The 19764-nt window shown below is 54.4% G+C and carries 19 protein-coding genes and 1 riboswitch; of the genes, 1 reads left to right on the top strand and 18 read right to left on the bottom strand.

The window, feature by feature from the left end; translation table 11 throughout:
• The first annotated feature begins 226 nt into the window (after positions 1–226).
• On the top strand, positions 227–592 hold the full coding sequence (locus PG731_RS04565; RefSeq protein ID WP_101628159.1) for an RNA polymerase-binding protein RbpA: 366 nt from the start codon (positions 227–229) through the stop codon (positions 590–592).
• Between the two features lie 144 nt (positions 593–736).
• On the opposite strand, the gene lnt is transcribed toward PG731_RS04565, so the two are convergent.
• The 18 genes from lnt to mihF all read right to left on the bottom strand — a co-directional run bounded on the left by lnt (position 737) and on the right by mihF (position 19759).
• Positions 737–2311, bottom strand: coding sequence for an apolipoprotein N-acyltransferase (gene lnt / locus PG731_RS04560; protein WP_270772433.1), 1575 nt, complete (start codon positions 2309–2311; stop codon positions 737–739).
• Complete coding sequence (locus PG731_RS04555; RefSeq protein ID WP_270772431.1) at positions 2308–5076, bottom strand: DEAD/DEAH box helicase; 2769 nt, start codon at positions 5074–5076, stop codon at positions 2308–2310. The genes lnt and PG731_RS04555 overlap by 4 nt, the downstream gene beginning before the upstream one ends.
• Complete coding sequence (locus PG731_RS04550; protein ID WP_270772430.1) at positions 5073–6047, bottom strand: helix-turn-helix transcriptional regulator; 975 nt, start codon at positions 6045–6047, stop codon at positions 5073–5075. Before PG731_RS04550 ends, PG731_RS04555 begins: the two co-directional genes overlap by 4 nt.
• Complete coding sequence (locus tag PG731_RS04545; protein WP_270772429.1) at positions 6047–6976, bottom strand: helix-turn-helix transcriptional regulator; 930 nt, start codon at positions 6974–6976, stop codon at positions 6047–6049. Before PG731_RS04545 ends, PG731_RS04550 begins: the two co-directional genes overlap by 1 nt.
• A 40-nt stretch (positions 6977–7016) precedes the next feature.
• Entirely contained in the window at positions 7017–7862 is an 846-nt protein-coding gene (gene hisG / locus PG731_RS04540; RefSeq protein ID WP_195224362.1) for an ATP phosphoribosyltransferase, read from the bottom strand.
• Between the two features lie 22 nt (positions 7863–7884).
• Entirely contained in the window at positions 7885–8148 is a 264-nt protein-coding gene (locus PG731_RS04535; RefSeq protein ID WP_006681010.1) for a phosphoribosyl-ATP diphosphatase, read from the bottom strand.
• A 59-nt stretch (positions 8149–8207) separates the two neighbouring features.
• Entirely contained in the window at positions 8208–9227 is a 1020-nt protein-coding gene (locus PG731_RS04530; RefSeq protein ID WP_270772426.1) for an ABC transporter substrate-binding protein, read from the bottom strand.
• Between the two features lie 12 nt (positions 9228–9239).
• Positions 9240–10013, bottom strand: a complete 774-nt coding sequence (locus tag PG731_RS04525) for an ABC transporter permease (RefSeq protein WP_442952646.1) — start codon at positions 10011–10013, stop codon at positions 9240–9242.
• A 68-nt stretch (positions 10014–10081) separates the two neighbouring features.
• Positions 10082–10206: riboswitch (FMN riboswitch) on the bottom strand.
• Positions 10207–10297: 91 nt separating this feature from the next.
• Entirely contained in the window at positions 10298–10960 is a 663-nt protein-coding gene (gene rpe, locus PG731_RS04520) for a ribulose-phosphate 3-epimerase (protein WP_270772425.1), read from the bottom strand.
• Between the two features lie 21 nt (positions 10961–10981).
• Positions 10982–12472 (bottom strand): transcription antitermination factor NusB, encoded by a 1491-nt coding sequence (locus tag PG731_RS04515; RefSeq protein ID WP_270772424.1) that lies wholly within the window; start codon positions 12470–12472, stop codon positions 10982–10984.
• Complete coding sequence (gene fmt / locus PG731_RS04510; protein ID WP_270772423.1) at positions 12472–13416, bottom strand: methionyl-tRNA formyltransferase; 945 nt, start codon at positions 13414–13416, stop codon at positions 12472–12474. Before fmt ends, PG731_RS04515 begins: the two co-directional genes overlap by 1 nt.
• 32 nt (positions 13417–13448) lie before the next feature.
• Positions 13449–15428 carry a primosomal protein N' gene (locus tag PG731_RS04505; RefSeq protein WP_270772422.1) on the bottom strand — a complete coding sequence of 660 codons (1980 nt, stop codon included), beginning with the start codon at positions 15426–15428 and terminating at the stop codon, positions 13449–13451.
• Positions 15429–15474: 46 nt separating this feature from the next.
• Positions 15475–16020, bottom strand: coding sequence for a vitamin K epoxide reductase family protein (locus tag PG731_RS04500; RefSeq protein ID WP_442822475.1), 546 nt, complete (start codon positions 16018–16020; stop codon positions 15475–15477).
• Between the two features lie 86 nt (positions 16021–16106).
• Complete coding sequence (gene metK / locus PG731_RS04495) at positions 16107–17297, bottom strand: methionine adenosyltransferase (protein ID WP_101628171.1); 1191 nt, start codon at positions 17295–17297, stop codon at positions 16107–16109.
• Entirely contained in the window at positions 17294–18538 is a 1245-nt protein-coding gene (gene coaBC / locus PG731_RS04490; protein ID WP_270772417.1) for a bifunctional phosphopantothenoylcysteine decarboxylase/phosphopantothenate--cysteine ligase CoaBC, read from the bottom strand. Before coaBC ends, metK begins: the two co-directional genes overlap by 4 nt.
• A gap of 5 nt (positions 18539–18543) precedes the next feature.
• Complete coding sequence (gene rpoZ, locus PG731_RS04485) at positions 18544–18810, bottom strand: DNA-directed RNA polymerase subunit omega (protein WP_195224353.1); 267 nt, start codon at positions 18808–18810, stop codon at positions 18544–18546.
• Between the two features lie 50 nt (positions 18811–18860).
• A complete protein-coding gene (gene gmk, locus PG731_RS04480; RefSeq protein WP_195224352.1) occupies positions 18861–19418 on the bottom strand; it encodes a guanylate kinase in 558 nt (185 codons plus the stop codon).
• 29 nt (positions 19419–19447) lie between these two features.
• A complete protein-coding gene (gene mihF, locus PG731_RS04475; RefSeq protein WP_195224351.1) occupies positions 19448–19759 on the bottom strand; it encodes an integration host factor, actinobacterial type in 312 nt (103 codons plus the stop codon).
• Between the last annotated feature and the right edge of the window lie 5 nt (positions 19760–19764).

Below are 19764 nucleotides of genomic sequence, written 5' to 3'. Positions count from 1 at the left end.
TATCCTTGTCTAGTTGTCTTCCGGTTGCACATTGGTTTCGTCGTGGTGTTGGCAACCATTTGTGAGGGGAGCGCATGGATATTGAAGCTGGATCAGAATCCCAACAATTCTGACATAATGTACATTATCGGCTTTAGGTTCGCGCATGAACGATCCGCCCGTAATGCAAATGCCAACATCTCAGCTAAAATAGAGTGCTAGCTTCAATGACCTTAAGGAGATCACCATGGCAGATCGCGCGCTCCGAGGAATGCAGATCGGCGCAAAGTCTATGGAGTCTGAAGACGGTGTCGTCTTTGCTGACCGCTACACCGTTTCGTACGTCTGCCCGAACGGTCACGAGTTCGAGGTTCCTCTTGCTAGCGAAGCAACTCCGCCAGCAACTTGGGAATGCCGTTGCGGTAGTTCTGCTGAGCTGATTGGCGATGCGCCAGAAGATGAAGAAACAAAGCCCGCCAAGGCCGTTCGCACCCACTGGGATATGCTCCGCGAACGCCGCAGTCTTGAAGAACTTGAAGTTGTCCTTAACGAACAGCTCGCCGCATACCGCGAAGGGCGCCTTCAGCCCGAAGGACACTACCGTAAAGGCTGATGCCCCTAGGTCTTGCTAGACCTAGACCTAAACTAAATAAAGCCTCCAGATACTCCTGACTTCCTGAGCGAAGCTAGGAGTATCTGACATAATAATACCCTCTGCCAAGTATTCCACGCGCATTTTAAAGCATATTTATGCAGGTCAGAGCCTGTTTTGACGCCTTAGAGACTTCCAGTTCACCACAGCCTGAATCGACGCATAGAGCAAGGCAAAAACGCCGTACACACCCGTTGCTCCCATAACCACCTGAGCGGGCAACTCCCCCAACTCAGCACTCTTCGTAATCGACGTCCTCAGAGGCACTGAGTCAGCAAGCCACGCAGCACTTTGAGGATCGGTTGTCGCCTTCATACGACCATCAGGCAAAATCACTGACGACATTCCGGTAGTCGACGCTTGGATCGCTGAACGCGAATACTCCATTGCTCTAAAACGCAGAAGCTGATTCTGCTGGGCAGACTCCGACGAAGATTGGAAATGATAGTTATTCGACGGAGTGATAATAAGCTGTCCACCTGCCATAACACCAGGACCAATCACCGCCGGGTAAGCGGATTCAAAACAAATCCCTATAGCGATCGGAATCGTCCGCGAATCATTGAGATGAACATTCATTAATGCAAGATTTTCAGCGGCAGCCATGTCCATATTGATCTGAGCAGCCTGGGTAGCAAGCTTCGAAATCAGCGAACGGAAAGGAATGAATTCTCCAAAAGGAACAGGCTTTTGCTTAGCATAGAGGCTTTCTTCATCGAGCCCCTCGGACCCGTACCAGACGCCCAACCAATTCCACCGCTTGTCATCTTTAACGTTCGCGAAACCGAAGAGCAACGGCGCATGAGCCAACGTGGCCGAAGAATCAACAAGCTGGGCAACCAAACCGGATTCTCTCGGGTCACGATCGGCGCCGGTTTCTCCCCAGATCAGCAGATCAACAGGATCAGACTGAGCCACAAGCTCCCGAGTCATCACAGAATTGTTCGTTGTGACCTTACCTTCGATACCAAAGGTGTGTGCTCCCGGTAGTTCAACATCTCCCTGAACAACTCCCACACGAATCGTGCCCGCCTCTTGCGACAAAGGAAGCGGAATCATCCACGCGGCAAAAAACACGCCGAGACTTCCAACAAGCAGAGCCGGCCTCGTGAACCAATGCTCATCACCCAAATCTGAGCGGAAATAGAACACTCTCCGAAGCGCAACTGCGAGGGCAACGCTCACAAATGACACCACCACTTCCCCACCCCACGGGGCAAGCTGACCAAGCGGTGAATCAACCTGTGGCATCGCGACATTTCCCCAAGGAAAACCAGTCCAGGGATAGTGACTACGAAGCTGCTCGACACCCACCCACGTCAACGCATAGACAAAAGACTGTCCCAAAGGAGAATTCACCAGTGGAATCGACTGCGACAGACGTGCGATCACTGCCCACAGGCACAACGCAATCACCTGAGTCGTAGCAAGAGCAACCCACGGTAAATATCCTCCGGTCGCCAGCGTCACCCAGTGAATCAGAGGAAGCCACCAGGAAAAACCAAAAACAACGGTGTTCAGCAGCCCGCGTGAAAGAGTCGAATGATCAACACGTGAAAAATAGATAGCAAGAGACGGAAAGATCAGCCACCACAACGACAGGGACGGGAAGGCTGCCCACATTCCTACGCCGGCAAGAGCGCTGAGAAAAACATCAACAATCAAAGAAGAATTTTTCATAACACCGACCACGCTACTACGCCGTGAACAAGTTGGTGTCGGGCACGCTTCGCCTGCGACGCCATCGCTTCGTCAGTGTCATGACGCAGCTGATCCAACAGATCCATGACTTGACGAATCCAACGAACGAAGTCGCCACCGAGCATCTCTTCGCCATCGAGCGACGTTCCCAACGATGCCCCATGAGCCCACGCCAGACACGCTTCCATCATTCCCGAATCAGGCTCAGTTGTCGGTTCAAGCCCGGCCCGCTTCTCAACAGCTGCGACCTTCGCACTTGCGTAGAGTGTTGCCTTGAGTGCGCGCGTCAAATTCTTTGAAAGACCAACCGGGATTGCGGGACGCGCACCATCTTCACGACGCGACTCAAACACACACGTCGACACGATCGCAGCCAATTCCGCGTCATCCAATCCGCTCCATGCTCCGCTTCGCAAACACTCCATGACGATGATGTCGCGCTCGCCAAAGATATGACGCAGACGTTCACCCTGGTCGGTCACAGTATCGCCGTCAAGAAAGCCTAGTTCCTCCAAAACCTGGCATACTCGGTCGAACTTATGGGCAACTGAGTGTGTTCGAGAGTCAATGCGTTCGTTTACCTTGCGCAACTCGCGATTAATTCGGGCCCACTGATGCCCTGCACGCGCATGGTGTTCGCGTTCAGGACACTGATGAACAGGATGAGCCTTCAGTTGCTTCTTGATTTGGGCGCTCTTGGTCGCATCAAAGTCCGGCGTATCAAGCGGAATCTCAATAGATTTCGCCCGAATGCGGCGCTTGAGTTCATCAGCGATTTTCATTCGTTCTTTATTCCGACGCAACGCAGATCCGCCGGCAATCTTCATCGACCCCACAACCGCGAAAGAAGATGAGACATCTTTAGCTGACAGCGAATGGAACTTCCCATCCGTACCAATCAGCGTTGTAGAAACGTGCTCGATAGCAGTGTCGGAATGGAACGCAACCACCGCGTACCGGCTACGACGACCAGATCCATAACGAATGATTGTTCCTGGCTGACAGGTCGCCAATGCCACACGATTTGCACTGCGTTTTTCGGCAGCCCTCAGCTTAGATTCGGACTTCTGGGCAAGAACAAGATCGTCACGAAGAGCAAAATACTCGCGCGCATCTCCGCGGTCACATGTCATATCCTGCTCGAACTTGGCAAGCTGGCGTGCGAGCGCACGGGCTTGCTGTGCAAGTTCAACGACCCCACCATCGGCTTGGAACTGAGCGAACGATGTCTCAAGCACATCACGCGTGGCAGCCCGCGACGAATGGTGAAGCAGGTTCACAACCATGTTGTAGGTCGGAGTGAAAGCACTGATCAGCGGGTATGTTCGTTTAGAGGCAAGAGCATTGACCTCTTCAGGAGCAACTTGGCCACAGTGAAGAACAATTGCATGTCCCTCGGTATCGATGCCTCGCCTACCAGCACGACCCGACAATTGGGTGTACTCCCCCGGTGTCAGCTGAACGTGGGCAGCTCCATTCCATTTGCGCAACGACTCGATGACAACACTGCGAGCCGGCATATTGATGCCTAGCGCAAGCGTCTCAGTCGCATACACCATTTTGATCAAACCGCGTGTGAAGAGCTTTTCTACCGTCTCTTTCTGAATGGGAAGAAGACCCGCATGATGAGCTGCGATTCCACGTTCTAATGCGTCACCCCACGCATTAATCCCTAAGACATGACAGTCTTGTGCGCCAACCTGAGTTTTAACCTCATCAACCACTGCCGCAATCTGCGTCTGCTCTTCTTTATTGGTCAGCCAAATTCCCGCGTGGACAACCTGGGTGACAGCGTCTTCGCACCCTGCGCGCGAAAAAACAAACGTGATCGTCGGTAATAGGCCAGCTCGATCCAACTCAATCAAAGTCGACGGACGCGACTCGCGTGGAGGTCTGACACGAGCAGTTTCATGCCAATTCCTTCCACCTCGTCCCGTTCTCCCAGGAATCGACGGACCGATAGCCGAACGTAGCTCCGGGTTGATTCGCGTTGATTCGCCCTTCTTCGACGGCGAATACAAGTCATAGAGATGTCGCCCGACCATCATGTGCTGATACAGCGGGACAGGACGATGCTCGGAAACAACAACCCGGCATCCCCCACGAACATGACCGATCCACGTACCGAATTCCTCAGCGTTCGAAACGGTTGCCGATAGAGCGACAATCTTTTGCTCAGCGGGAAGATGGATAATCACTTCTTCCCATACGGGGCCACGGAAGCGATCTGCTAGGTAGTGCACCTCGTCGAGCACAACCGAATCAAGATCCGATAGATCCGCACCCGCATAAATCATGTTCCGAAGAACCTCAGTTGTCATCACAACGATTGACGCGTGAGAGTTGATCGACGTATCACCGGTCAAAAGACCAACATTGTCTTCACCGAAGCGACGGCGTAGATCCGAAAACTTCTGATTAGATAACGCCTTAATCGGAGTTGTATAAAAGCTTCTCTTTCCCTTCTGAAGGGCAAGGTACGTCGCGAATTCACCCACAACCGTCTTACCAGCACCGGTTGGAGCAGCAACTAAGACTGACTGTCCAGCTTCGAGAGCATCCATCGCTTCGATCTGGAAATTATCAGCCTGAAAACCGAGGGTCTCGCACCATGCGTAACGCATGGATCGTTGGATGTGCTGATCCTTCTTAAACGCCTGCATTCGCTGGGCCGGACTCAGTTGCTCAACAGGCTGTGGTTCCCCGGAAGCTTTGCTTGCCTGACGCCTTCTTTTTGGGCTCACAATGTCTCCACGCTGGCTAGAACCTCGTCCCATGATGACTTCATCCGACGCGCAACTTCACCCGCTTGCACGAGCGAGTCCTGCGGAGCGGATTCCAGGGACCCTGAAATATCAATAAGCAACGTTAAAAGCCACTGTCGGCTCCAGATCGGAATCAACAGTTCGGTCAATTCATCGTTGACCTGACGACTGACTATCTGCGGGTATTCGTCTGCTACCCAACGCCCATTGGGGCCAACAACCAATTGTTGTGTCTCAAGTGGTTGGTTGCCACGCATTCTATTGGGTGACTTCCGCCGGGCATTCTTACGCGACATATTGATTTCGAGGTCGCTCATCCGATCAACAGCGAACGTTCTCCACTCATTGTGAATCATGCACCAGCCAAGAAGCATCCAGCCGGTTCCTTCCAAATGAAGTTCACGAGGTTCCACTTCACGACGGTGGGTCGCCCCATTCGCTGAGGTATAGGTGAACACAACCGGTCTGCGAAGCCCGATGGCACAGTCAAGAAGAGCAAAGGCATTCTGACGCTGTTGATCCTGGTGATGAAGCACAATCTGCTCATCGCTACGCTCCCCAACCAACTGGCCAATCTTGTCCAGAACGGTGGGAATACGCTCGACAAGGTCTCGGGAAAGAACACTCGACAGAGACTCAAGACCGATACGAATCGCCAACGCCTCGCTTGGAGTAAGGCCCGGTAGCTGATTAGCATCAATATGTGACATCAGCTGGACAAGACCTGAGTCGTTAAGAAGATCAACATCAACCCAGAAACGATCGTCAAAATCGAACGTGTCATCATCAGCTGCTGAGAGGGTATTCAAATCACGAAGCATTTTGTCTCGCGTTCCACCAAACTGGCGGACCAGATCGTCAAGTGGCACCGGTTCGAAATATGCGTTCGTTGCAAGCCAATCACGAATCGCGAGCAGGCGAACAAGCGCGTCAGTAGATCGTGCTCCCATCACTGAACTCCCCACGACGAGGCCCTGTCAATTCGGGCATAGATCTCATCCCTCAAATCTTGGGGAGCAAGAACAACAACATCTTCCCCCTCGGTGAGAACGCGCGTCATCCACGTATTACGGGAAGCTCGCAGTCCGACGGCTTCACACCAACCATCTGTTATCAGGCGCCCTGTTAGTTGGACGTAGGCGCGAATCGCAAGCGATGCATCATCGCGAATTGCAAGAAGAGGCTCGATCTCTAGAAGAGTGAAGGGATCTGCCGGGATCTCGGGAAGATCCTCCGCGTCGAAAGAGTCGCCAATAACTTCAATCTCGGAAGCAATCCGCGACAGTTTGAACAAACGCGGTGCGTACCTATCCATATCAAAACCCCATAAGTACATGGAGTTCGAGCGCATCACAAGCTTTCGGGGAGCAACGCTACGTCGGAATGAATCCGATTCAGACGTGTAGTCAAAGCTGACAAAGCGCCCATGCGTGATTGCTTCACTCAGCGCACAAATCACATCGCTTTGATCAAGACCGATACTCACGTGAGAAAAAGACGTTTCAGGCGGATCCATCGAAAGCGCTAGCTTTTTCAATGCCGTCGTATTCGCGTCATCGTCCCACACTTTGATTGCCATCGAAATGAGCCGTGACTCGGTGGCATCAAAACGAACGTCCTCTCCTTGGAACTGAGCCGATGCTTTCGGATCAATTTCATAGGTGAAATCAGGATTCATTCCCCGCATTGAAAGTGCAATACCGATGGTGTGAAGAGTTTCCTTATCGTCTTGGAATTGGCCCTCGAAGTTATCGTGAGTCAGTCCTTGATACTGAAGAACCTGTTCCTGAATCTCCCGCTTAGACAGTGGGCGTCCAGAATGCCTCAGACACTTCAATAAGGCAAGCAACCGAGCATCGCGCGAGCTGTCATTTCCCATAGGCATAAGCCTACTTATGCTCGCTAGCAAAAGCCCTGTTCTAGAGACGAGAGGCACGCAATTCGGTGACGATAATTCCTCGTGCTCCAGCCTCATGAAGCTGATCCATAATCGGATTCACTTGGTGCGCTTCCACCATCACGCGAACCGCTCGCCACGCAGAATCCTGCAATGGAGAAACAGTCGGAGAGTCAAAGCCAGGCGCAATAGCGATCGCCGCATCAAGAGCAGACTCGCGAACGTTGTAGTCAACAATCACATACTTGCGAGCAACCTGAACACCTTCGAGGCGCTTGACCAGCGTTGCCAGCGCCGGATCATCAACGGCATCGGGACGTGTGATCAGAACAGCTTCTGACTTCGCCAGAGGCTCACCAAACACCTCAAGGCCGGCAGCCTTCAGGGTTGAGCCGGTTTCGACGACGTCAGCAATCAGGTCAGCAACACCCAGGCGCACCGAGGACTCCACTGCCCCATCAAGGTGAACGACCTCAGCATCCACACCACGCTCATCAAGATATGACTTCACCAGATGGTCATATGACGCAGCAACGCGCTTACCGTTGATCTGTTCAATCGAGGTAATCGTGCCTGTAGGAGCTGCAAAACGGAACGTTGAACGAGCAAAACCCAACGGAAAATGCTCGATTGCTTGAGTCCGCGAGTCAAGCAGCAGATCGCGACCGGTAATACCTACTTGAATGGAGCCTCGTCCCACATAGACCGCGATGTCTCGCGGACGCAGGAAGAAGAGTTCGACATCATTCAGGGTGTCGGTAAGAACAAGCTCACGACCGTGGCGACGAGTGTTGTAGCCAGCCTCAGAAAGCAGACGAACAGCAGGGTCAGACAGTGAGCCCTTATTGGGCACAGCAATGCGAAGCATGGAGATCCTTAAACGAAAATGCTTAGAGCTTCTTGTAAATGTCGTCGAGGGTCAGGCCCTTGGCAATCATCATGACCTGCGCATGGTAGAAGAGCTGCGAGATCTCAAGAGCGAGATCGTCAAGAGTCTCGTATTCGGCAGCCATCCACACTTCGCCGGCTTCTTCGATGATCTTCTTTCCGATCGCATGGATGCCCTTGTCCAGTTCAGCAACAGTCCCAGAACCCTCGGGGCGGGTCTGAGCCTTTTCGGACAATTCGGCAAAGAGATCTTCAAAAGTAGCCATGGCCTGACTTTACGACGCCTCGGACAACAAATGAAACCCTATCCGCCTAGCGGACAGCCTTATTCGTTCACATACTCGTTAGTAGCAGCCAAAGAAGCATCGGGCTTCTGAGAGACGACACCCGGCACAGAGCCCAAGAACTCTGCCATCATCTCCCAGCGATCAAGATCCTGCATCGCCACAGCCGGGCCACCAGCGTTCATCATCAGAGGAATTGTCGCCTGAAGCACTGCCATCGCATTGGACTTCGAGGTTTCGTCGCTGAGAGTCTCATCCCACGCCATCGTGACGTCAAGGGCATGGTCGGGATCATCAATCACCGAGTTAATACCAGCAGTTGTTGCGCTGACAACCGCTGACGCAAGTTCAGGGTTTGCCTCAGCCCACTGACGGGTCGTGATGATCGACGCCGCGACAAGAGGCGTCTGCGATTCCAAACTAATAGCTCTGACATCCATGCCCGACTGGAGCATCTGAACCAGGTCATTATTCGCAAAACCAAGGACAGCATCCACTTCACCTTGAGCAAGAGCAGCTCGTTGCGTGTAGCCAATCGACGCAATCTCGACATCCTTCTCGCTCAAGCCACCCTGGAAGATAGCCGAGAGGGTCGCATACCAGTTCGACCCATACTCACCGGGAATACCGATGCTGTGTCCTTTAAGGTCCGACAGAGTGTGGATCTCAGAATCCGCTGGAACAATCACAACGCCGGGGTACTGACGGTAATAGGTACCAATCGACACCAGATCCATCCCGGAATCACGCGCCACCATTGCCTCGTCACCCGAAGCAATCACAACATCTTCTTCACCGGAAATGAGGGCCGTAAACAGTCCCTCATCGGAACCGTGGTGACGAATTGTCACATCTAACCCAGCATTCGAATACACGCTGTCATCATGGGCGACATACACGGGAGAGAACTGCACATTCGGAATATAAGTCAGACCAACGGTCACTGCGTTTGACGCCGACGCACCGGACTCAGCGGTCGAAGGCTCGGGAGCACATGCTCCCACACATGTCACGCCGAATAGGGCGAAAGCCGCGATAGATGCGCGAAGACGAACAGACATGAGGAACCACTTTCATTGCGAGATCATGTAACGATGCGAGCGCTCAATGCGATACACGAGGATGTATATCGCTGTTGCCATCACACACAAGAGCCCAATCGTGACGAACATTCCTGCCGTATCAACGTTTGAACGCGCCTGTGTAAGAACCTGCCCCAAGCCATTGCCACCCATTACCATTTCGCCAACAACTGCGCCAGTCACCGAAAGAGTAAAACCGTTGCGGACACCGCCGAGGACTGCGGGGGCTGCAAGAGGAAGCTCTATCGAAATCGCCATCGTTAAGCCCGATGCTCCATCCAACTGGGCGGCCTCGAGAATGTCAGAATCGAGATGCCGTAGACCCACCACCGTAGAGACGAGAATCGGGAAGAAAACGAGAAGCGCACAGAGTGCAGTGATCGACCAAAAACCGTAGCCGATCCACAAGACAAGAAGTGGTGCGAGAGCAATAGCAGGAAGCGCCTGCGTAGCTCCAAGGAAGGGTTCGACCGCAGCACTGACAAGTGGCGAACGATAGATGAGATACGCCAGCGGCAATGCGACAAGGGCGCCAAGAACGGACCCCGCAATCGCCTCCCCCGACGTCACAAGCGTTTTATTCCAGAACGACGACCCTACTGCAAGCGTCAATGCACGCTGCCACGTTTGTGCAGGCGACGGTAGACGCCACGACTCAATGCCTGAAAAGGTTACGATCACCCACCACATTCCAAGTAGGAAGAGCAGGAAGACGACAGGTGCAATGAGCGTCACCGTACGCGATGCGCGTTTGCGATGTGCCACGACCCTAGCCTTTCTGGCATCCGGGTGCGTCGCGAGGCAAGCAACACGGCACAGTAGTCCGCCTGCTTGACGCGCTCCTCCCATCCGGACTTTCACCGTCGGTATCGGAATTACACCGATTCAGCCACCTGATAGCAGGCGGGTCGCGGACTTTCACCGCCGGCTCGGACTTTCACCGACCCCGGAGCTTCCTCAATCATGCCACGAACGCGCCCAAAGCGCGAAACAAAAACCGGTGTGTGGTCTTACGAATAAAGACCACACACCGGTTGGAAACTCAACAATCAGTGGCAGTGATGTGATGCGAGCGCGCGAAGTGCTGCGACCTCTGCATACGCGTCTTCTGCACGGAACACAGCAGAACCGGCAACAAAGTTGTCTGCGCCAGCTTCAGCTGCCAATTCGATGGTCTGACGAGAAACACCACCGTCAACTTGGATCGAAACCTCAAGACCAGAAGCATTGATCGCTTCGCGGGTACGGCGGATCTTCGGGATCATCGAGTCAATAAACGACTGACCGCCAAAGCCAGGTTCCACAGTCATCACGAGGATCATGTCGAACTCCGACAGGATGTCGACGAACGGAGCGATATCGGTTGCGGGACGAAGCGCCAGACCGACCTTTGAACCGATGCTGTGGAGCTCGCGTGCAAGGCGGAGCGGAGCTGCCGCAGCTTCAGCATGGAACGTGACCGAATGGCAACCAGCTTCCGCATATGCGGGCGCCCAACGATCGGGGTCTTCGATCATCAGGTGGGCATCAACCGGAAGGATCTTCGATGCGATGACGGACTTGACGACGGGCAGGCCCCACGACAAGTTCGGAACAAAATGGTTGTCCATCACGTCAACGTGAGCAACGTCCGCGCCGGAAATCTTCGTGAGTTCGCCACGCAGATCGCCGATATCGCAGTTAAGAATCGAAGGAGAAATAGTTGGTTTCATGGTCCCTATGATACGTGGCGATTAGCGCGCTGATGTGGGCTTTTCGACCTTTCTCATCGCTGCAATGAACATCAAATCCGTACCGTTACGGTGTTCCCACAGTTGGAGGGTGCGACCGGGGTATTTCTTAATACGACCAGCAGGGTCTGGGACGTTTAAAGGCTCCGGTGCATGTCCTTCGCCAAGTGCAACTGTATCGAGAAGCTCTACCTTCCCAGTTTTCAGTAGCTTCTCCACCTGAGCAAGCGTTTCGTCGACGTGCGGAGAGCAGGTGATATACGTCAGGATTCCACCTTCGCGAACAAGTTCGAGACCGCGCGCCAAGAGTGCCGCCTGCAAATCGACGAGGTCGCCTACATCTGCTTGCGTGCGCCTCCATCGTGATTCGGGGCGACGCCTCATTGATCCCATGCCTGAGCAGGGAGCATCAATCACAACTCGGTCGAAGCTTCCAAGAGACCACTGACTCTTGGCCCCACCGAAGGTACGACCATCGGACGAGACGACCTCAACGTTGTCAAGCTGGCGACACGCGCGTTCTACGAGGCGAGCACGGTGAGGATGGACCTCGTTCGCAATCAGTGTGGCTCCTTGAAGAGCGCCGATCGATGCGAGCATCGACGCTTTGCCGCCCGGGCCTGCGCACAGGTCAAGCCAGCAATCGTCTTTGCCTTCAATCGGGGCGGTAGCCGCGATCATTGCGCCGAGCTGAGAACCTTCGTCTTGGACCCCGGCGCGCCCTGAGCGGATCGAATCGAGACTACCCGGATCACCGTGTTCGAGAAGAACCGCGCAATCACTAACATCGCCTGGAGCGACGCGAGTCCCCAACACTGATTCAGCTTCTTCAGCCAGATCGATTGCTGCGATAAGACCTGGGCGAGCAACGAGAGTCACCAGCGGGGGCCGGTTATCGCCGGCTAGCAGATCATCTAATTCGCTAGCCTCGAAGCCATGCCCAATCAGAGCGTCTTCGAAGGCATCGACCATCCAGCGCGGATGCGAAAACTCAATGGAGCGACGTTCGTTCGCATCGCTGATCTGGGCGATTGCATCTTCGATTGCTCCAGGAGCTTCACGCGTGATTGAACGCAAAACCGCATTCACCATTCGCGTTGGTCCCTCGGTCAGGTAGTGGCGAGCGAGATCAACGGTGGAAGCAACTGCCGCATGGTCGGCAACGCGCATATTCAGAAGCTGATGAGCTCCCATACGCAGGAGGACTCGAACAGGGGTATCGACCTTATCGATGGGCCTGGTCAGATAGCGTCCCAAAACCCAGTCGAGACGTCCCTGGGCTCGCAGGCTTCCATTGACAAGTTCGGAGGTAAATGCAGCGTCACGAGAGTCCAGGCGCTCATGTGAACGCGCGTCACGCAACGCCTTCGTTAGAGCGATGTTGGCAAAGGCATCTTCAGTTTCAACTGCCATGAGCACGTCAAAAGCAATGCGCCTAGGCATATCGACATCCTGAAGCTTGCGATATCCATCGGAGTAACGACGGGTTGCCATCAGTTTTCCTCCATCGTGCCAAGCACTGTGTCTTCTGAAAGCCGGGCTCCCCTAGCCCATGCGGCAGCGTCCATCCAGCCTTTACCTGCCGGAGCAACCTGTCCAAGACGAACGATTCCGTCCTGGCAGCCGACTTCAACGCTCTTCTTCGTTACTCGAATATGACCGGGTTCAAGATCATCGCCCTCTACGACCGTTACCGCGGCCAGTTTCAATCGCTTTGAGTCTGGAAGAAGCGTCCACGCGCCCGGGTTGGGGCTAAGACCAAGAATCTGTCGGTCCGTCGCCTGAGCAGACGAACGAAAATCGACAAACCCGTCGCTGGAGCTCAGTTGACGTGCGTAGCTTGCCCGCGGGTCCTCTTCGTTTTGAGGCACAGCTTGTGCGGTTCCATTCGCAATCGAGTCAACAACATCTACAACTTGTGGAGCGCCGAGAATTGCCATGCGTTCAAGTAATTCGCCCGCTGTTTCATGCTTGATGTCGACCGGAATCGAGGAGTAAACAGGACCGGTATCAAGGCCTTTTTCGAGTTGGAAAACACTGGATGCCGTAGTGGTATCCCCGCTGATCAATGCCCATTGCACGGGAGCAGCACCGCGCCACCGCGGAAGAGACGAGAAGTGGAGATTGATCCACCCATGAGTAGGCATTTCAAGAACAGACTGAGGAATGAGTGCACCGTATGCGACAACGACACCGAGATCGGGGCGTAGTGACTCGACTTGATTGCGTACTTTAGGGTCTTTAAACGAAGACGCTTCAATCACAGGTAGATCGTGCCCACGCGCGAACTCTGCGACTGGACTGGGGTGTAGCGTGCGTCCACGACCTACTCTGGCAGGTGGACGGGTAATGACACCGACGACCTCATGAGTAGATTCGACAAGACGCTCAAGCGTCGGGATAGCGGGAGCTGGAGTTCCAGCGAAAACGATACGCACGAGGATCAGTCTAACGAACGAAAGGAATCGCTTTAGAAAAGCTCTGGCGGATTGACCGTGATCTTCACGGTAGGGAGTTTGTGGGCACTGCGATATTGTAGGAGCTTCTTCAGTTTGACTAAGACTTCGGGAAGCTGGTCACGTTCAACGCTGACCAAGGAGCGCACAATAGGTAACGTCCCTTCCTTCACCGCCTGATACGTGTACTCGCCCAAGAGTTCGCCGCCGGAGGACTCGGCGACTCCGAGAGAGTCTTTGCGTTGTCCGTCGATCGCGATCACGGTTTTTGCAGGGAAGAATCCGTTGGCTTTGCGGTCTTCAAGCAGATCGTGAGCAAATGAAACAGGGTTATAGCGGATAAGAGCCTGTGCCATGGAAGGCGTGATGCCACCACAAATGAGGGCACTTGCCTCGGGGCGAGCGAGTGCCAACGCGTTGAACCACCGGCGCATTGCTTCTTGAGGTGCCCAGAGTTCTGGTCGACCAGCAATCGCTTGGGCATCCAAGATCACCACAGCGTGATACCCACCTTCAGCCAGCGGTTCACTACCGGGGGTTGCGACGACAAGCTGTGGTTTATGACTGATCGTGCGGGTCAAGGCATTGCTTGATGATGAAACCAAGACTGACGCCGTCGGCATTGCGCGGGCGAGCTCTTCTCCCGTTCGTTCAGAGCCGATGCGTGCGTGTCGTAACCGCGTTCCTGCGCACGTTGGGCACTGCCATCCCGACGTGGGTCGGTGACACCATGAACACGAAATGGTGTCCTGGTCTGATTTCTCCAGTGGCCCGTGACAATGATAGCAACGCGCAACACTCCTGCATTGGGAGCATGAAACGACAGGAACATATCCAGCATGAGCGACCTGAACTAACACTGGGCCGGTGGCAAGTCCCGTGCGGATAGTGGCGAGGGCAGCTGAGGGAATGCGCATTGCTCCACTGGGGCCTTCCCTCTCGATGTAATCATCATCAACAACGCGGACGGTTGGGACAAGTGCGCGTTTCTTTGGACCATCTTCCATTAAGGAAACGGCCCAACCGGATTCAACAAGTGCTTGTGCTTTAACAGAACGCGAGAAAGAGGCGATGAGAAGCGAACAGTGTTCTTCGGCGCATCGTGCCATTGCGATGTCAAGCGCATCCGCACGCGGTGCTCGCTGTTCGACAAGACGATCATCGCTGTCATCCCAAATGACAATGAGACCGAGATTCTTCAACGGCGTCCAGATACTTGAACGAGTACCGACGACGATGCCAAGTTCACCTGCCATCGCTTGGAGGTGTATCAGATATCGGTCTTCCGCTGATGTCTGCGTTGTCATCAGTGCAGCTGGAACCCCGAGGCGGGTCTGGATCAGTCTATACAGCTGCGATGCCTGCCAGTGTGTGGGCGCGACGATGATGGCTCCACGGTGTGCGACGGCGTTGGCCTGAATACAGTCCACAAGGCGCTCATCACGCGTTGGGCCCAAAGCTGTCCAGACGCTGCGGACTGGATTAGCGTGAGATAGGTGAGCAAGAAGCGTACATCCCACGGGATTGTCGTGCCAGGCTCCCCCATCTGTATCAGTGTCTACATTCCACTCAAGCTGTTGGCTTTCGTCCTGTGCTAAGAATGATTTTTCGGCACCCACATGACGCTGTGGAAGCGCAAGCGAGAGTGCTTGTGAGAGCGTTGCTACCTGGCGGTCTGCGATCTTCCGAGCCACTTTCGCAATCGAAGGCGAAAGGACGGGCAGGGGCGAGATAACTCTATCGATCGGACTTAAACGATGTTCGGGGACCTCGGTTCTGACGCTGAGGACCCAACCGGTAACGCTTCTTCCGGCAAGATGAACCTTTACGGCAACGCCTGGAACAACAGCATCGGCGAGCTCTTGTCCAATTGCATAGTCCAGCGGGCGATCAAGGTGTGGGACATCAACATCCACGCACACGCTGGCAATAGCCTGCGCGGTGGCGACCCGCTCTAGGCCAAAAAGAACGCCACTGTTACCTTGAATATCCATGGCTCTATTGCACCATGAGCCATGGAGGAATTGAACTGCACATCGGTTAGCCGAGCAGAGCTACTCCGTACCTGGCTACGACCATCGCGATCAGGATGAACAGCAACAATCCCCAGAACGACCAGTCATAACCCAAGGTCACACTGCGTTTCAACCACGCAGGCGCCGGAAGAACGCCTTCGCGGATATTAATCCGTGTCAAGCCCGCAAAGACAAGGGTTGTTGTCACGGTGATCGCCAAACACCACGGGCAAAGCACGTGGATCACGAAATAGGACTGGCTGAAAAGCCAGTACGCGAAGAACAATGCGATTGTGTACAGCATATTTGCACACGCCATGTACCAGCGGGCAAACTTCACTCCGCTCAACAAAGCGACCGAAATGGCAAGAACAACCGCTTCGAAAAAGATTCCTAGGAATGCGTTCGGGAAACCCAGGATACGAGCTTGAGGCGTCTGCGCCACCGTGGAACATGACAGGATCGACGAGACATCACAAGCGAATGTTTTCGCTGAGTCGGCAGCTAACTGCCATGCTTCAATCGAAAGGACGAAAGAAGCGTAAAGCCCAATCAGCCCAGAAATGATCATTTCTACTGTTGTTCGTCGCCGCCATTTCAAGTCAAATGACGAATCGGTGGAGGCGGCCTCGTCAATCAGAGCAGAGGTAGCGGTCATCAGATCACACTCAACAATTCGTCGACTCGGTTCGTTTCTTCCCAGGGGAAGCCTGGACGACCAAAATGGCCGTAGGAAGACGTGGCAGCGTAAATCGGACGCAGCAGATCCAAGTCAGCGATCATGCCGGCCGGGCGCAAGTCAAAAACAGTCTCGATGGCGCGTGCAATCTGCTGGCCACTCGCATTGCCAGTACCAAATGTTTCAACGTAGAGACCGACAGGATGAGCGCGGCCAATCGCGTAGGCAAGCTGAATCTCGCACTTGGAAGCGAGGCCGGCTGCAACAACATTCTTCGCCACCCAGCGCGCAGCGTACGTGGCGCTACGGTCAACCTTCGATGGGTCTTTACCGGAGAACGCTCCACCGCCGTGACGTGCCATACCACCGTAGGTGTCCACGATAATCTTTCGCCCGGTTACGCCCGCATCGCCAGCGGGGCCACCGATGACGAAGCGTCCGGAGGGATTGACGAGGATCTTCATATCGGCTGTGTCGAGATCGAGACCGGCGTCGCGAAGAACCGGGTCAATCACGTGTGCCACAATCAGGTCGCGCAAATCTAACTGGTTCAGAGCCTCATCGTGCTGAGTAGAAACGAGAACCGAATCAATACCAACCGGCTTGCCGTCCTCGTACGCCAATGTGACTTGAGTCTTCCCATCGGGACGCAGACCTGTCGCAATTTCGTCATGGCGGACATCAGCCAGGCGCTTCGACAGCTTGTGCGCCAGCCAAATTGGAGCAGGCATCAGATCGGGTGTATCAGCGCAGGCATAACCAAACATGATTCCCTGGTCGCCAGCGCCCTGGCTATCCCGGGCATCGCTTGCGCTACCTTCACGCTCTTCAAGCGCGTGGTTTACTCCCCCGGCAATATCCGGGCTTTGCTGTCCAATTGAAATCGATACGCCACACGATGCACCGTCAAAGCCCACTCGTGAAGAGTTGTAGCCAATTTTCAGAATCTCATCACGAACAATCTGAGGAATCTCAACGTAGGCCTCGGTTGTTACCTCACCGGCAACATGCACGAGTCCCGTGGTCACCATCGTCTCGACCGCGACACGAGAATGCGGGTCTTTTTCCAAAAGAGCATCAAGGATTGAATCCGAAATTCGGTCACAGACCTTATCCGGATGGCCTTCGGTCACGGATTCTGACGTAAAGAGCTGTCGATTAGAAGTCACTCGCCAATAGTAGCGAGTCTCTGAGCGATTGTTGTGGTCAGAAAGTCCGCAACGCGAGCTTTCGAGCCTGAGACTTCACCGACAAGCTCGCCTTTCGAGTCGACGATCGTGACGTGGGTGTCGACGTCACCAAAACCGAATCCATCACCCACGCGGTTAATCGCGAGGAAGTCAGCGCCCTTACGACGTGCCTTCTCTTTGCCATAGGCAAGCACGGTGTCGGCCTGACCTGTTTCAGCGGCAAATCCGACGACCACCGTGGGCCTTGAATCACTGTGGGCGACGGTGGCAAGAATATCCGTCGTACGTTCCAATTCAATGGTGGGAACGTTTGAAGAATCATCCGTCTTCTTGATCTTCGCATCAGCAACGCTGGTGGGACGAAAATCGGCGATTGCCGCGCACATCACCAGCGCGTCTGCGCCATCACACTGAGCCTGAACCGCGAGTTCAACATCGTGGGCCGTGGGTGCGAAGGAAACGCTAATCGAAGGTTCAAGATTGTCCAGCAGTGACTTTTCAACGTTCGATGCGATCAGGTGTACTGTCGCGCCCATTCGAGCCGATGATCGAGCAATCTCGATGCCTTGGCGTCCCGACGAACGGTTGCCAATGAAACGCACCGGATCCAGTGGTTCTTGAGTTCCGCCTGCGGTCACGACAATATGCCGTCCGAAAAGCACCCGTTCGTTGGAAGAGAACGAAGTCTGCGCTGACGCGAGAGTATCGAGGCACACACGAGCAATTTCTTCAGGTTCAGGGAGCCTACCAACTCCATGATCTCCGGATCCAAGCGCACCGGACGCTGGATCGATGATGGTTATTCCACGCTGGCGTAGAACGGCAACGTTATCTTGAGTGGCAGCGTTATCCCACATCGCCGTGTGCATTGCCGGGCTGAGAACAACCGGGCAACGAGATGCCAATACGGTGGTCGTCAAAAGATCATTCGCAAAGCCGGCGCGAATGCGTGCCATCACATCCGCTGTAGCAGGCGCGATAACAATCAAATCAGCGATACGAGCAAGCTCCACGTGGTCAGAGCCTGGGTGATCGGTGAGCCCGGTGTGAACCGGGTGACCAGTCAGTCCTTCCCACGTTGCTTTTCCAACAAACTCTAAAGAGGCAGGTGTTGGAACAACACGAACATCGCATCGAGCGCGAATCAGCTCACGTACAAGAATCGCCGCCTTGTAGGCGGCGATTCCAGCGCTGACCCCGACGATCACCGTGGGGCGCATACGCGTCAGGCTTTCTGCTCGGTTTCGACCGAGATCATGCCATCGTTGATCTCACGAAGTGCGATACCCAGAGGCTTCTCGTCGGGTTCAACATCGACAACGGGTCCAACGAACTGAATCATGTTCTGTTCAAGCTGAAGGTTGTAGGAGTTGATCTGACGTGCGCGACGAGCGGCAACGATCACGAGAGCGTACTTCGAATCGACGTGCTCAAGCAGATCATCGATCGGTGGCGACGTGATGCCTTGGGGCTGTGCGACGATTCCGGCCATGCGGTCCTCCTGGATTCAAACGTGGCCATTTGGCCACACTGGGGGCTAGTTTACTCCAGCCCCATAAGGTGAGCCAGTTCAGTAACGGCGTCGTCGAGGTCGTCATTCGTCACAGTTACGTCGAATTCCGACTCTGCGGCCATCTCAACCTTCGCAGTTTGAAGACGACGCGCGCGTTCTTCCTCGTCTTCGGTTCCGCGACCGACAAGGCGCCTCACAAGCTCATCCCACGACGGAGGTGCAAGGAAAACGAAGAGCGCATCGGGACGCGTTTTCATCACCTGACGGGCGCCATCAAGGTCAATCTCGAGCAGGACAGGTTTACCCGCTTTCAAGGCCTCGTCGACAGGGGGCGCAGGCGTGCCGTAGCGATGAACTCCGTGGACTGTCGCCCATTCGAGCATCAATCCCGATTCGACAAGCGCGTCAAATTCTTCATCTGTCTTGAACAGATAATGAACGCCATCAACTTCACCCGGTCTGGGCGAACGAGTCGTCGCAGAGACGGAAACAACCAGTTCCGGGTGACGTTCACTAAGAGCTTGAACGACGCTCCCCTTACCTACAGCAGTGGGACCGGCAAGCACAGTCAGTCGTGGTTTATCCATGCTGACAATCGTGCCACCTTTACCTGTTACTAGCCGAATCGCTCGATCAGAGCCTGAGCCTGAACGTGCCCAAGACCCCTGACACGACGTGATTGAGCAATACCGTACTCATCCATCAATGCGGCAGCCGTTGTGACTCCAACGCGCGGCATTGACTCAAGCAGAGAGACAACACGCATCTTGGCGATTGACTCGTCCTTTTCGGCAAGGTTGAGAACCTCTGAAAGCGTGATTTCGCGATTCTTCAGACGCGCTTTGATATCCGCGCGCACGCGACGTGCTGCAGTTGCTTTTTCTAGAGCCTGAGCACGTTGTTCAGGTGTCAGATGAGGTAGCGCCATTGCCT

The sequence above is a fragment of the Pauljensenia sp. OF14-1SRA genome, from assembly GCF_027694595.1.
GTDB lineage: Bacteria > Actinomycetota > Actinomycetes > Actinomycetales > Actinomycetaceae > Pauljensenia > Pauljensenia turicensis_B.
The sequence above is the reverse complement of the archived record's forward strand: the minus strand, read 5'-3'. Positions and strand labels throughout refer to the sequence as shown.